Origin of the sequence: Streptomyces aidingensis, from assembly GCF_900112355.1 — a bacterium.
Classification (GTDB): Bacteria; Actinomycetota; Actinomycetes; order Streptomycetales; family Streptomycetaceae; genus Streptomyces; species Streptomyces aidingensis.
Genome location: NZ_FOLM01000006.1, coordinates 176,902 through 190,179 on the forward strand (window position 1 = coordinate 176,902; position 13,278 = coordinate 190,179).

Below are 13,278 nucleotides of genomic sequence, written 5' to 3' on the forward strand. Positions count from 1 at the left end.
CGAGGAGGCGAGAAGGGCCGGAATCAGCGCGGGAAGAGCTCGAACGCTACGCAGCGCCGGCCGTCGAAGCGTTCCGCGGCGCCCCCGGCCCCGCGGGTGATCAGATCCCGGGCATACTCCGCCGGGTCGGCGCCCAGCCCTTCCAGATAGGCCCGGTGCTCGGTCAGCGAGCGGATCGCCCGCTCCACCGAGCCGTCCCCGACCGGCTGCGCATGGGTGGCCTCCGGCGAGGCCGCGACCGCCACCCAGCGCACCCCGCCCCAGGGTTCCAGGGAGCCGTCCCGCAGCTGCTCCGGAAAGATCCAGCGGTTGCCCGCGTCCGCCGCGGCGTCGATCACCGCCCGGCCGACGGCCCGGTGATCGGGCGTGTTCCAGAACCGTCCGCCCCAGGTGTCCCGGTGGTTGATGGTGATCAGCAGGTCCGGCCGGTGCCGGCGGACGGCCGCGGCGAGATCCCGCCGCAGCGCCACCCCCTCCTCGATCACCCCGTCCCGGTGGTCCAGGAACTCGACCGTCTCCACCCCGACCACCGCGGCGCTGGCCCGCTGCTCCTGCTCCCGGATCGCCGCGCACTCCCCGGGCGGCAGCCCGTCGATGCCCGCCTCACCACGGGTGACCAGCAGATAGCCGATGTGCTTGCCCTGGTCGGTCCACTCCGCGACGGCCGCCGCCGCGCCGTACTCCAGATCGTCGGGGTGCGCCACGATGGCCAGCGCCCGGTCCCAGTCCAGGGGCATGGCCGTCAGCTTCTCCGTCATGATCCCCGAACGTACCAGCGATCTTCCTGCCCGTCAGCGCCAGCCGTAACGCTGCTGGAGCCGGTGCGCCACCAGGGTGAACCGGGCCAGATCCAGCGCGCATGCCTCGCGCCGCATCCCCTGCGGATGCACCCGCAGCACCCGGTCCAGATCGACCCAGGACTCCCGGCCCCTGCCGTCCCACGGACCGCTGCCTATGGCCACCCACTCGTGGTGGTTGTCCCGCCGCCGGCTGGTGAGCTGCACGGCCAGCAGGCTGTCCCCCGCCTCCCGGGCCACCACCAGCACCGGGCGGTCCTTGCCACGGCCGTCCATCTCCTCGTACGGGACCCAGGTCCAGACGATTTCGCCGGGATCGGGATCACCGTCCGGATCGGGCGCGTAGGCGAACCGCACCACCCGCATCGACCCGGGGTCGACCTCCACCGTCGCCCCCGTGCCCGCCCGCCCCGGCATGGCCGGGACCGCGGCGCTGCCCGGCACCCGGCCGCCGTCGCCGGGCGGCCTGCCCGTTCCGCCGTTCGTGATCGTCACGGCCACACCGTACCGTCCGGCTCCGACAGCGCGGCCGGGGGGACGCGGGGGCGCGTTGTCAGTGGACTCCCTTAGGTTGTTGATCACACGTCGGCCGACCGAACCGGCCGACCGGGAGGGAGCCTTGCCATGTCCGCGATGTCCGGCGCGCCCGTGACGACCTATCTGGAGCTGTCCGAGTCCGGGGGCGGAGCGCACAAGTTCTACGAGGTGACGGTCGACGGCACCAGCGTCGCCATCCGCTACGGCCGCATCGGCACCGAGGGCCAGCTCAAGCGGTCCGGCTTCGCCAGCCCGGCGGCGGCCCGGGCGGCGGCCGAGAAGAAGCTGGCGGAGAAGCGGCGCAAGGGGTATGAGCCGGCCGTGCCCGGCGGCCGGGCCCCCCGGCCGGTGACGCGCCGCCAGGTCGCCTCGGCCGCCTCCACGGCCCGCGCCACCGCGCCGGTCCTGTGGCGGTTCCGCACCGGCGCCTCGGCCTTCGGCATCCACATCGACGACGAACGCTGCTGGGTGGGCAATCAGTCCGGCGACGTGTACGCCCTGGCGCACGACGGTGAGGTGCTGTCCCGGTTCAGCCTGCCGGACGGCGTCAAGTGCCTGGTGGCCGACGACTTCTGGATCTACGCCGGCTGCGACGACGGCTCGGTCTACGACCTGTCCTCCAAGCTGCCGTTCGCGGCCTACGAGATCTCGGCCGATGTGGACATCTTCTGGCTGGACATCCACCAGGGCGTACTGCATGTCTCGGACCGCAACGGCGGACTGACCGTCATCGACCACGAGGACGAGTTCCAGTGGTCGCGCACCGGCACCGGAGCGCACGCCTGGATGATCCGGGCCGATGACCGCGCGGCCTACCACGGGCACAGCCGCGGGGTGACGGCCTACACCCCCGAGGGCGGCCGGCAGCTCTGGCACACGGCCACCACCGGCGCGGTGCTCTTCGGCTGGCAGGAGGCGGATTCCGTCTACGCGGGGACCGACCGCAGGCTGGTGCAGCGGCTGGCCAAGCGGGACGGCAGAGTGCTCGCCGACTACCGCTGTGACGCCGTGGTCTACTCCTGCGCCACCGCGCCCGGCGGCCGGTATGTGTTCGCCGGGGACAACGCCTCCTCGGTGTACTGCTTCGACGAGTCCGGCGACCGGCTGTGGAAGCTGGGCACCGGCTGCGGCTCGGCGCTGTCCATGCAGTATCTCGACGAGCGCCTCTACATCGTCACCACCGACGGCACACTGGCCTGCATCGACGCAAGCCCGGCGGCGATCGAGGCGGCCGAGCGCGGCTCCCTGCCGCAGACCCAGGACATCAAGTCCGCCGCCGGTCTGCCCGCCCACACCCCGGCGACCTCCGCCGAGGTGCTGCCCACGGTGAGCGCCGCCGCGGCCGGCGACACGGCGGGCGTGATCGTGGAATGCGTGCGGCAGGAGGGCCGGGTCCGGGTCCAGGTGGTCTCCGAGGGATACGAGCCGGGCTGGTACGTCCAGTTCCCGCGGGCCATCCGGGAGCCGGGCGCCCGGTTCGTGGTGGAGTCCCTGCATCCGGCGTCCGGCGGCTTCTACCGCGTTCGGGGCACGATACGCCGCCTGCTGTGAGCCGTCGCGCTGCGTGCCCGCCCGAATCCTAGGATGGCGCCGACCGGGGCGGCGGGCTCCGGCGGGTGTTCCGCGGCGGACGGGAGGTGCCACACCATGATCCGGAAGCGCGTCGTGGTCTCGGGACGGGTGCAGGGGGTGTTCTTCCGGGACTCCTGCCGCTCCGAGGCGATCGTCCACAGGGTCGCCGGCTGGGTGCGCAACCTCCCCGACGGCTCGGTGGAGGCGGTCTTCGAGGGGGAACCGGAGGCGGTCAGCCGCCTGGTCGAGTGGTCCCGCCGGGGCTCGCCCTCCGCCCGGGTGGACAACGTCCGGGAGTCGGAGGAGGAGCCGGAGGGCCTCGCCGCCTTCGACATCCGATGACCGGCACCCGGCGGCCCGGGCTGCGGCTGCGCATCGATCCGGCGCTGCGCCTCCTGCTGCATTCCCGGCACCGCTCCGGCGAGCCCGTGGTGCCGCACGACGGCACCTCGACCGTGGGCCATGTCATCCAGTCCCTGGGGATCCCGCTGACCGAGGTCGGGGAGATCCGCACGGACGGCACGCCCGTGCCGGCCGGTCATGTGCCGCGGCCGTCCCCCTGCGCGGACGTGGTGGTCGACGTCCTGCCCGTGGCACGGCCCCAGCCGCCGCCGGTGAGACCGCTGCGTTTTCTGCTGGATGTGCATCTGGGCGGACTGGCGCGGCGGCTGCGGCTGCTCGGCCTGGACACCGCCTATCACACCGAGCGCGCGGACGAGGCGCTGCTGGAGCAGGCCAATGCCGAGCGCCGGGTGCTGCTGACCCAGGACCGGGGACTGCTGCGGCGCCGCGCCCTGTGGGCCGGGGCCTATGTCCGGGGCGGCGGAACCGAGGAGCAACTGGCCGATGTGCTCACCCGTTTTGCCCCTCCGCTGGAGCCGTGGACGCGCTGTCCGGCCTGCAACGGGGCGCTGGCCCCGGTGGACAAGGCGGAGATCGCGCACCTGCTGCGGCCGGGCACCCGCCGCAGCTACGACGTCTTTCTGCGCTGCCGGGACTGCGCCCGCATCTACTGGCGCGGGGCCCACCACGGTTCCCTTCGGGCCACGGTGGCCGCCGCCCGGGAACTGCTGGACCGCCCGGGGCCGCCGCCGGAGGCCGGCGGCCCCGGGCCGGTGCGTCAGGACCGCCAGTCCTCGGAGTAGGGCGCGTCCTCCGGGACCGGGCGGTAGAGCCCGGGTTCGGGTCCGCCGGGCCGCAGCAGTCCCGGGACGGGCGGCGGCGGTTCGGCGTCAATGGGCAGTGTCCAGTGGTGGGTGCCGGGCGGCGGGGGATCCTTGATCTCCCAGCCGGACCGGTCGGCGTCCGGCTCCCACCAGGGCACCTCGCGCCCGTCCGGAAGCCGCCGGAAGTACAGCCCGAACCCCCAGTACCGCGGGGATTCGTGGCACATGATGTCGGGATAGGGGTCGAACCGGGAGCGCTCGAACGCCGCGTTCAGGCGGGCGACCGCCTCGGCGTACGGGATACCGAACTCGTCTGTCATGAACCGCGCGATGTCGCGGAAGAATTCTTCCATCCCCGCGTCCAGATCCATCAGGAACTCGCGCATGGCCCTGCCTTTCATCGAACTGACGTCAGGGCCCGGGACACGGCGCCCCCGGACCCGGTGCCACCGCCCTCGTCACCTGCGGCGAGAACCGCCGGCACACCGCCCAAGAGGGCCCTCAACCTACCGTCTCCCAGCGGCGCTTACCGCCTCGGGGGGCCAACTCGGTTGGATTCCGCGGCCACCTTCCGGGCGGGCCGGCGCCGCGTCACCCCGGCGGCCGGGGCGGCGGGGGCTGTCGGTGCGATGCGATACAACTGCATGACCGGGCACCGCGAGAAAGGGGAGGACGTGGCGGAGCTTCGCAACGACACCGGGCAGGCCGGCCGGGGGGCGGCACCGGGAGCGGCCGGCCTTGTCCCCTCCCCGGCCGCACCGGCACCGCCGGTCCCGCTCACCGAGCGGCGCTATGTGGTCCTGGACACCGAGACCACCGGGCTGTCGCCCGCGCGCGGTGACCGGATCATCTCGCTGGCCCTGGTCACCGTGGAGGGCGGCCGGGTCACCGACCGCTGGTTCGGCCTCTGCAATCCCCAGCGGGACACCGGGCCGGTGCACATCCACGGCATCACCACCGAACAGGCCGCCGGGGCACCGCTGTTCCGCGACCTGGTCCCGGAACTGCTGCGCCGGCTGGAAGGCAGCGTGCTGGTGGCTCACAACGCCGGCTTCGATCTGCTGTTCCTCACCTCCGAACTGGAGCGGGCCGGCCGGGAGTGGCAGCCGGAGACGGTGGTGGACACCCTCCGCCTGGCCCGGCGGTTCCTTCCCGAGCTGGACAACCACCGGCTGGGCACCTGCGCCCGCGCCCTGCGCATCCCCCTGCGGGCGCACCGCGCCGACTCGGACGCCGAGGCCACCGCCGCCCTGCTGCTCCATCTGCTGGGCATCGCCGCCGAGGAGGGGCACACCGGCCTGTCCCGGCTGGGCGATCCGGGCAGCCGGACGCTGCGGCTCGCCCGGCAGCGCGCGGTCCGCTGCGACTCCGCGGCCGACGGGCTCACCGAGGAGCACCGCGCCGCGCACCGGAGCCTGGAGCGCCGGCCGGGTTCGGCCGAGGGGCGGCAGCGGGCGCTGGTCACCCTGAGCGGGGCCCGGTGCCCGGAGGCGCCCCGTCTGTGGACACGCTTCAGCACCTGGCTGACCGACCACGGCGACGGCGGCTCCGGCTCCGGCTCCGGCTCCGGCTCGGGCTCCGGGGGGAGTGCCGGGGCGGCGGCCCACCGGGCCCTGACCACCGCACTGGCCCTGGAGCTGGACTCCGCGGAGCCGGACCGGGAGGAGATCGGCGGCATCATCGCGCATCTGGCCCATCTGGACGCGGCCGGCACCTCGCCGCGCCGGCTGCTCGCCCTGTTCCCGGAGCCCGCCACGCTGATCGCCGCGCTGCCGCGCTGCGAGTCCTGCTGGTCCTGCGACACCCTCGGAAGCTGCGCGACCGGCAGCCCGGCCGGCGCCCTGGTGGCCCATTACGCCACCGCTCTGCGCCGGCCCGGCGCCCGCCCGGAGACGGCGGACGAGCTCGCCGGTCATCTCCCGCTGCTGGAGGCCACCGGCGATCTGGCCGCCGTGGGCCGGGCGGCCCGCTTCGTCGGCCAGGTGTGGGAGAAGCACGGGCGCCAGGCGGAGGCCGCCGCGCTCTGGCACCGTGCGGTGGATCTCGGGGCCCGGGACGTCGTCCTGTTCAACCGGCTGTCCCTGCATCACGAGCGGCGGCTGGGAGACGACGCCGGCGCGCTGGCGGTCTGCGAGCGCGCCCTGAACGGCCGCCGCGGCCGGGGTGCCCGCGCCGCCTGGGACGCCATCGCCCGGCGCGCCGCACGCTGTCGCCGCCGGCTCTCCGCCGCCTCCCCCGCATCCTCCCCCCGGTAACCGGCCCGGTGGCGTCGAGGCCGGCAGCGGTGCCGCGGCGGAGAGCCGGCCCCGGGGCACCGCAACCGGCGCCGGCGCCCCGGGGGTGGGTCCCGGCCGCCCGGGGACGGCACCGGGCGGCCGGGTCGGAGGGCGGCCCCTCAGCAGGACGGCGCGACCGCGTCGATGCGCGAGCCGAACTTGCCGTCCGCCTGGTAGGCGCGGGAGTAGTCGCCCGGGGCCACCGTGCGCCGCTCCTCGGGCTGCCAGTCGATGAAGCAGCCCGGGGCGTTCGCCATGAAGGAACCGACGTTGTCATGAAGATGGGAGGGCATGTCCCGGTAGCCGTTGGCGGGCGACCAGCGCCAGGGAGTGCCCACGAAGTCGTTCTTCTCCCAGAAACAGATCTCGTTCTCCCCGCAGATGGGCGCGGCGGCCTGCGAAGCCGTGGCAACGGGGCCGCCGGCCAGCAGGGTCATGCCGAGCCCCGCCGTGGTGATGAGGGTGAAGAGCACGCGGTGGCGCCTGGGTGACATGGAGTCTCCTCGTACTGTCGGTTGCTCGCCGGCCCGGCCGGCCGGACACACCACGCACACGTACGGCCCGCCCCGCCCGTCTGGCAGCGACGGCCCCGTTCACCGGAACGGGTGAACCGCCCGCAGAGAAGGCGGAAAGGGCTGGTGGCCGCGGCGTCCGGCGCGGATCATGACCACCGGGAACCGGCCGTCGCGCTGCGCGAACCGGCCGTCATGAGCTCAGCGGGGGTGGGCATTGGGGATAACCGAGCTGCCGTGGCGCGGCGTTTCGACGAGGTGTTCTGCGCCCTGCTGCCGCGGCTGTACCGGAGGGCGGCGCTGCTGACCCCGTCCTCCCAGACGGCGGAGGATTTCGTGCACGACACCTATCTGAAACTCGCCGCCCGGCCGGAACGGCTGACGGTCCATCCGGAGCCGTACGCCTATGCCTTCGCGGCGCTGCTCAGCGTGGTGCGGGACGCCTGGCGGCGCGACCGGCGGCTGGTGGTGCAGGAGAGTGTCGAGCCGCCGGCCGGCAACGGCGGCGTCTGGGACGGCGGCCTGCACCGCAAGGCGGCCGAGCTGGAGGCGGTGCGGCTGCTGTCGCAGCTCCCGGTGCGGCAGGCGGGAGTGATGATCCTGATGGATCTCGACGGCTACACCGTCGACCAGGCGGCGAAGATCCTGGGCGTGCACCGCGGCACGGCCGCCCGGGCCCGGGCCCGGGCGCTGGACACGCTGCGCCGCGTGCTGGGCTCCCCGGAGGGGACGGCGCCGCGATGAGCAGCGACCTCTCCCGCGAGCAGACGGCCGAACTGGTGCGGGCCCGGCTGGCCGAGGCCGAGGATTCCGTCGTGGTGCCGCCGGACCTCTGGCAGCGGATGCGGGCCGGACCGGTGTATCCGCCCCGCCGCCGGTCCTGGCCCCGTCCGGCGGCGCTGGCGGCCTCGCTGGCCGCCGGGCTGGGGGCGGCCGTGGCCGTCGCGGCGGTCGCCGCCGGCGCCTGGTGGCTGGCAGGTCCCCGCCCCGGAACCGCCCCGGCCGCCGCCCCGGAGACGGTCCCGCTGACGGTTTACAACGCGGAGCGGGCATGCCGCCCGCTGCGGGTCATCGAGTGCAGCCTGCATCTGGCCGCCGATCCGTACGGTGTGTACGCCGAGCCGGGCAATCACACCGGGCGGGTGTGGCACGGCGACACGGTCACGGCCCGCTGCGTCATCGGGGACGGGACCCTGCTGACCGACGAGAGCGGCGTCTCGTCCCGGCGCTGGTATCTGGTCACCACCGAGGACGGCACCCAGGGCTGGCTGCCCGGTGCCCGCACCCGCAACACCGTCGAGGTGCGCCTCTGCACCGAGGACGAGATCGCGGCGGCGGCGCGCTGAGCCGCGGCCACTGTCAGTGCCGGTGGCTAACGTGGCCGTCATGACACCGCTGCCTTTCGAGCGCTATCTGAACGAGGTCACGGCGCGGGCCGCGCTGCTGGAGACGCTGCTGGCCGGCGCCGCCCCGCAGACACCGCTGCCCACCTGCCCGGGCTGGACGCTGACCGAGCTCTCCGTCCACGTCCGCGGCAATCTGGCGACCCTGGGCGGCGCCGCGGCCGGGAACCCCGCCCGGGAGGTCCCGCCGCGGCTCACCGACTGCGCCGAGGACTTCGCCGCCGCCCTGCGCGCCGCGGGGCCGGACGCCCAGACGGAGTCCTGGGGCCTGAAGCAGCCCGCACGGTACTGGGCCCGGCGCGCCGCCCATGATCTGACGGTCCACCACGCCGACGCCGCCCTGGCGCTGGGCGCACCGCTGGAGGTCGCACCCGATCTGGCGGCGGACGGCCTGGACGAGCTTCTGGAGATGTTCGCCGGCGAGGATCTGCCCGGTCTGCGCGGCCTGGCCGGCCGGTCTCTGCACCTGCACGCCACCGACGCCGGGAACGCCGAGTGGCTGATCGACTTCACCGGCCCCTCCCCCACGGGCTCCGGGGGCTTCACCTGGCGCCACGCCCACCAGAAGGCCACCACCGCGGTCCGCGCCCCGATGACCGCCCTGCTGCTCCTCGCCTACCGGCGGTATCCGGCCGACAGCGAGGACATCCAGATCCTCGGCGAGACCGCCGTCCTGGACACCTGGCTCGACCACATCGCCCTCACCTGATTCCGCCCCACTATGCCCGTTTTCTCATCTTTCCCCCTTGACATACCCATATGTCGTACTACTCTGGAAAGAGCCTACGGGGCGAGCGAGGGAGTTCGATCGACCGCAGGATCCGAGGGGTCAAACCCGGAGAGACTGCGACGACGGGCTGAGAGGCCAGAAGGTCATGCGACCGGAAGGCGACCTCCAGAACCTGATCCGGACAATGCCGGCGCAGGGAGCCCACCTCGTAGGCCCCTTTACGTTGTGGCAGGGCGGCCGGTCTTGCAGCCCCCCTCACAGCAGCCGGTGCGCCCGGGAATGAGCCGGCCATATGTGTCCCCAGGTTCGCAGAGGCCGGCGAAGCGCACTCCACCAGACGCGCTCAGGTACCGACACGGTGCCCCTGCCCCGCAGCCGTCCGCACGTCAAGTGCCACCTGTGAATTCGATCCGGGTCAGTAGGTCGCGGATCTCCCGGGCCTCCGGATGCTCCGGTCCGTGGTCGGCGGTCAGTTCGGCCAGCAGGGCCCGGAAGACGTGGGCGGCCTCGCGGATGCGATGTGCGGCGAGCAGCAGGTCACCGATCCGGCGGCGCAGCTCGCCGACGCTGCCACCGCCGGGCGTCCTGCCGCGCTGCTCCGCGAGCGACAGCAGCGCCCGGTACTCGGCCAGCGCGTCCTCGGTCTCGCCGAGAGCGGCCAGGCAGACCGCCGCCTGCTGCCGGTACTCCACAGCCCGCTCGCTCTCCGGACCGTCGATCCGCGACCAGGACGCGATCAGGGCCTGGAAGGCCACCAGTCCCCGGCGGTAGTCACGGCCGAGCACCAGGGCCGCGGCGTGGGTCTCCCGGATCTCGAGCATCCGAGGATGGTCCGGCCCGACCGGCGAGGCGGCGATGACCTCCTCCAGCACACCCACTGCCTGCGAGAAACGCTCCTCGTCGATCAGGGCGAACGCGTGCTCCTCGGCCTCCTTGAGCTCCGCCATCGCCACGGCGGGCGGCTGCTCGGGAGGCGTCGACGGCTCTGGCCCGGGCAGGGCCGACGCGGCGGGCCGCACGGGCTGCTGCCTGGGGGCGAGCGGGCGGCGGTAGGGCCGGGTGGGGTTCGGGACACCCGTCACAGCAGGCGCCACCGGCTCGGCGGCCTGTCCCGGTCCGGGCAGGTACGGGCTGAGCCGCCGGTGCACCTCCTCCGCCGAGGCCGGCCGGTCCTCCGGCGCCTTGGCCAGCAGATCGAGGACCAGGTCCTCCAGTTCCGGCGGCACCCCGGGGTTGAGGACGCGCAACGGCACGGGTTCCTCGTGCACATGCTGGAGGGCCGGGTCACTGGTGCCGTCGAAGACCTTGCCGCCGCTGAGCATCTCGTGCAGCAGGCAGCCGAGCGCGTACAGGTCGCTGCGCGGGCTGACCCCCACGCCGTGGAACTGCTCGGGTGACATGTAGTCGCGGGTGCCGACCATCTGACCGGTATCGGTGATCTGCGTGACGTCCGTGCCCAGCACGGCGGCCACGCCGAAGTCGAGCACCTTCACATGGCCGGTGTCATCGATCATCACATTGCCCGGCTTGAGATCGCGGTGCACCACCGGCACCGCGTGGGCGAAGGAGAGCACCGAGCAGATCTGGGCGGCGATCGACACCGCCCACGCCAGCGGCAACGGCTCGCCGTGCTCTGCCAGGATGTCCCCGAGGGACCGGCCGCGGACCAGCTGCATCACCAGATAGAGCTCGTCCAGCGCGTTCTCGTCCGCCGGGTCGCGGTCGATGGCCGCGTCGTAGACGGCGGGCACACCGGGATGCTCGATCCTGGCGGTGACCCTCGCCTCCCGTTTGAACCGCTGGGCCAGCTCCGCCCGTTGGCCAGGGGTCCGCGCCTTCTCCGCGCGGATCCGCTTGACCGCGACCGGACGGTCCAGCACGGTGTCGTAGCCCTCCCAGACCACGCCCATCCCCCCGCCGTCGAGCGGCGCGCTCAGCTCATAACGGTTCGCGATCCGCCGCGACCGATACTCCATCGCCGGCCCTTCCCCGAGATCGTCCGGCGGCCAGTCTGCCCCGGTCCGACCCACAGGTCCAGAAAGCGACAGCACCACATTTCACGCCGCGTGCACAACCGGGACCACGCCGTAGGATGTACGGCCACGCGGCACGCACGGCGAGGGGGCACGGCAGAGCATGAACGGCGGCGCATCGGGAAACAGGCGGCCCCCGGTCCGGGTCGGGCACGTGCGTCAGGCACTGCTCCGTGACTACCGGGGGCTGATTCACGAGGACGATCTGAAGGGTTATGACCAGCACGGACGGGAGCAGCGATTCCTGTCCCGGGCCCTGACCGCGGCGGCGATCCGGCTGGTGACGGGCTGCGACCACGCTGCCGCCGGTCAGGCAGTGATCGACGGCGAGCTGGACCAGGGCATCGATGGTGTCGCCGTCAGCGACAACTCCCGGGACGTGTGGCTCGTCCAGGCCAAGTGGAGCGACCGGGGCACCGGCAAGCTGGACCTGGACGCGGCCCGGGCACTGACCAACGGGTTCCGGCTGATCGAGCAGCACAGCTTCGACCGCTTCAACGACCGGCTGGACGATGTGATCGCCGCCCGGGTGAACGCGGCGCTCAGCGACCCCCGGCTGCGGGTGATCATGGTAATCGCGGTCATGGGCCCCGGTGTCCTGTCGGACGAGGTGACCGCCCACCTGGAGGACGTGCGCAAGGACTTCAACGACCTCGGCCCGCTCCTGGAGTACCGGGTGCTCGGCGCCGAGGACTTCCACCGCCAACTGCGCGAGGACTACGCGCCCGACCCCATCGACGTCAGTCTCCGGATGTCCTCCTGGATCAAGCGGGACACCCCCTTCGAGGCGTGGCAGGGCACGGTCGCCGCCGATGAGATCGGCCAGTGGTATGCCGAGCACGAGGGCCGCCTGTACGGAGAGAACGTCCGTTCCTCGCTCGGTCTCACCCGCATCAACCGGGGCATCAAGCAGACGCTGCTGAAGGAGCCGGAGAACTTCTGGTACTTCAACAACGGCATCACCGTCCTGTGCGACGAGATCAAACCGGAGTGGCTGGGACGGCGTCACCCCAACGAGCCCGTCAGGCTCCACTTGAAGGGCGTCAGCGTGGTCAACGGTGCCCAGACGGTGACGGCCATCCATGACGCCTTGCGGGAGAACCCCGACACGGTGATGGACGCGGACGTCACCGTCCGGGTGTTCTCGCTGGGCGACCGACGCGCGGACTACGCACCCAGGATCACCGAGACCACCAATACCCAGAACGACGTCTCGGAGCGGGACTTCATCGCTCTGGATCCGACGCAGGCACTGATCCAGGAGGAGTTCCGGCTCTTCCTGGACAAGCGGTACGTCTTCAAGCGCGGCGAAGCCGATCCGTCACCCGACACCGGGTGCTCCGTGGTGCAGGCAGCCACCGCGCTGGCCTGCGCCTACCGCTCCCCCGAGCTGGCCGCCCGCGCCAAGACGGACACCGATCTACTCTGGGAACGCGGCCCCAAGGGCGCGTATCCCCGCCTGTTCGGCGAGAACCCGGGCGCCCTGCGGATCTGGCGGTCCGTACAGGTGTACCGGCAGGTCGGCGCCGCGCTGGAAGCAGAACGCAAGGGGCTGCACGGCCGGGCGGCCGACATGGCCCGGCGCGGCGACCTGCTGGTGACCCACCTGGTGTTCCAGCTCCTGGACCTGGAGGAGATCGACGACCCCGCGGCCGGCTGGGAACCCGTTCTGGCCCGGATTCCCGCACTGACCGCCCAGGTGCTGTCCTGGGTGATCCATCACGCGGACGCCGCATTCGAGAACTCTTTCCTGACCAAGACCTTCGGCAGCGAGGAACGCTGCAAATACCTGGCCGGACTGGTGCTGGCCGATGTGCGGCGCGGCGGCACCGTGCCGGTACTGCCCGAGGACTACCGGCCGCCGGCCCGCCAGCCACGCAGGCCTCGCCGCCCGAACGCCGTGCCGACCCTGGTGAGCGCGGGCCGGCTGCCGAACGGCTACCCGCTGCGCTACCAGCCCAAGTCGGAGGGCGAACGGGCCGCCATGGCGGCCTGGATCGCCCAGGACCCGCGCCGGGCACGGGCGACCTGGATCAACGACCGGATCAAGTGCCTGCTGTGGGAGTACGACGAGGAGGTCTACTCCGCCAGCGGCCTGGTCACCCGCATGTGGGAGCTGGCCCGCTACGAGAACGCGCCCGCCGCGGTACAGGGCCCGTCCCGTTGGAGCGACGGCGAGAAGACCCTCTGGGAGCTCGCACTCGACGTCCTCGCGGACGAGGACGATCCCGAGGTCGACGACGCCTGAGCCG

General features: G+C 73.0%; 13 protein-coding genes. 8 read left to right on the forward strand and 5 right to left on the reverse strand.

The genetic code is table 11. From position 1 onward, the window contains the following. Window positions 1-23: 23 nt before the first annotated feature. Both BM242_RS13445 and BM242_RS13450 read right to left on the reverse strand, forming a co-directional pair. Window positions 24-761, reverse strand: a complete 738-nt coding sequence (locus BM242_RS13445; RefSeq protein ID WP_425443853.1) for a PIG-L deacetylase family protein — start codon at window positions 759-761, stop codon at window positions 24-26. A gap of 30 nt (window positions 762-791) precedes the next feature. After that, the gene (locus BM242_RS13450; protein ID WP_093839128.1) at window positions 792-1,214 is read right to left on the reverse strand and encodes a type II toxin-antitoxin system PemK/MazF family toxin; all 423 of its coding nucleotides are present in this window, start codon (window positions 1,212-1,214) and stop codon (window positions 792-794) included. Between the two features lie 216 nt (window positions 1,215-1,430). On the opposite strand from BM242_RS13450, the gene BM242_RS13455 reads away from it, so the two are divergent. From BM242_RS13455 to BM242_RS13465, 3 genes are all read left to right on the forward strand, one after another. After that, a complete protein-coding gene (locus BM242_RS13455; protein WP_093839127.1) occupies window positions 1,431-2,885 on the forward strand; it encodes a WGR domain-containing protein in 1,455 nt (484 codons plus the stop codon). 96 nt (window positions 2,886-2,981) lie between these two features. Further along, window positions 2,982-3,248, forward strand: coding sequence for an acylphosphatase (locus BM242_RS13460; protein WP_175541399.1), 267 nt, complete (start codon window positions 2,982-2,984; stop codon window positions 3,246-3,248). Beyond that, complete coding sequence (locus BM242_RS13465; protein ID WP_093839041.1) at window positions 3,245-4,051, forward strand: Mut7-C RNAse domain-containing protein; 807 nt, start codon at window positions 3,245-3,247, stop codon at window positions 4,049-4,051. Before BM242_RS13460 ends, BM242_RS13465 begins: the two co-directional genes overlap by 4 nt. Here BM242_RS13465 and BM242_RS29385 read toward each other — a convergent pair. Next, a complete protein-coding gene (locus BM242_RS29385; protein ID WP_175541400.1) occupies window positions 4,027-4,473 on the reverse strand; it encodes a hypothetical protein in 447 nt (148 codons plus the stop codon). The genes BM242_RS13465 and BM242_RS29385 overlap by 25 nt on opposite strands. 243 nt (window positions 4,474-4,716) lie before the next feature. Between BM242_RS29385 and BM242_RS30175 the strand changes: the two genes are divergently transcribed. Continuing rightward, entirely contained in the window at window positions 4,717-6,327 is a 1,611-nt protein-coding gene (locus tag BM242_RS30175) for an exonuclease domain-containing protein (protein ID WP_342746960.1), read from the forward strand. A gap of 140 nt (window positions 6,328-6,467) precedes the next feature. Here the strand turns inward: BM242_RS30175 and BM242_RS13480 are convergent, their stop codons facing one another. Next, on the reverse strand, window positions 6,468-6,842 hold the full coding sequence (locus BM242_RS13480) for a peptidase inhibitor family I36 protein (protein ID WP_093839042.1): 375 nt from the start codon (window positions 6,840-6,842) through the stop codon (window positions 6,468-6,470). A 255-nt stretch (window positions 6,843-7,097) separates the two neighbouring features. On the opposite strand from BM242_RS13480, the gene BM242_RS13485 reads away from it, so the two are divergent. Genes BM242_RS13485 through BM242_RS13495 form a run of 3 tightly spaced genes read left to right on the forward strand, consistent with a single transcriptional unit; the run spans window position 7,098 to window position 8,972 of the window. Next, window positions 7,098-7,604 (forward strand): RNA polymerase sigma factor, encoded by a 507-nt coding sequence (locus tag BM242_RS13485; RefSeq protein ID WP_245834042.1) that lies wholly within the window; start codon window positions 7,098-7,100, stop codon window positions 7,602-7,604. Then, a complete protein-coding gene (locus BM242_RS13490) occupies window positions 7,601-8,206 on the forward strand; it encodes a hypothetical protein (protein WP_093839043.1) in 606 nt (201 codons plus the stop codon). Before BM242_RS13485 ends, BM242_RS13490 begins: the two co-directional genes overlap by 4 nt. Before the next feature lie 40 nt (window positions 8,207-8,246). Beyond that, window positions 8,247-8,972 (forward strand): maleylpyruvate isomerase family mycothiol-dependent enzyme, encoded by a 726-nt coding sequence (locus BM242_RS13495; protein ID WP_093839131.1) that lies wholly within the window; start codon window positions 8,247-8,249, stop codon window positions 8,970-8,972. 407 nt (window positions 8,973-9,379) lie between these two features. On the opposite strand, the gene BM242_RS30810 is transcribed toward BM242_RS13495, so the two are convergent. Next, window positions 9,380-10,969: a serine/threonine-protein kinase gene (locus BM242_RS30810; protein ID WP_093839044.1), complete on the reverse strand. Its 1,590-nt coding sequence runs from the start codon at window positions 10,967-10,969 to the stop codon at window positions 9,380-9,382. 211 nt (window positions 10,970-11,180) lie between these two features. Between BM242_RS30810 and BM242_RS13505 the strand changes: the two genes are divergently transcribed. Next, window positions 11,181-13,274: an AIPR family protein gene (locus tag BM242_RS13505; protein WP_245834043.1), complete on the forward strand. Its 2,094-nt coding sequence runs from the start codon at window positions 11,181-11,183 to the stop codon at window positions 13,272-13,274. Window positions 13,275-13,278 lie beyond the last annotated feature (4 nt).